The sequence below is a fragment of the Streptomyces sp. AC627_RSS907 genome (assembly GCF_019049165.1).
The window spans coordinates 1-563 of the sequence record NZ_JAGMUE010000934.1 but is presented as its reverse complement, the minus strand read 5'-3'; the positions used below and the strand labels follow the sequence as shown (position 1 = coordinate 563).

At 70.3% G+C, this 563-nt stretch carries 1 protein-coding gene; it reads left to right on the top strand.

Translation table 11 applies throughout. The annotated features are described in order from the left end of the window. A partial coding sequence (locus tag KUM32_RS39535; protein ID WP_217146567.1) for an ATP-binding cassette domain-containing protein occupies positions 1-563 on the top strand: 563 nt, incomplete at both ends.

Below are 563 nucleotides of genomic sequence, written 5' to 3'. Positions count from 1 at the left end.
CCGCGGCACCGTGCACGCCCTCGTCGGCGAGAACGGCGCGGGCAAGTCGACCCTGATGAAGATCCTCTACGGGATGCAGCGGCCCGACGAGGGCACCATCGCCCTCCACGGCGAAGAGGTCGAACTGCACTCGCCGGCCGACGCCATCGCGCGCCGCGTGGGCATGGTGCACCAGCACTTCATGCTCGCCGACTACCTGACCGTCCTGGAGAACATCGTCCTCGGCGCCGAGAAGCTGCACGGCATCGGGGCCAGGGCGCGCGCCAGGGTGCGCGAGATCTCCGAGGCGTACGGGCTCGGCGTGCGACCCGACGCGCTGGTGGAGGACCTCGGCGTCGCCGACCGGCAGCGGGTGGAGATCCTCAAGGTGCTCTACCGCGGCGCCCGCGTCCTCATCCTGGACGAGCCGACCGCGGTGCTGGTGCCGCAGGAGGTCGACGCGCTCTTCGACAACCTGCGCGAACTCACCTCCGAGGGCCTGACCGTCATCTTCATCTCGCACAAGCTGGGCGAGGTGCTCTCGGTCGCCGACGACATCACCGTCATCCGGCGCGGCACCACCG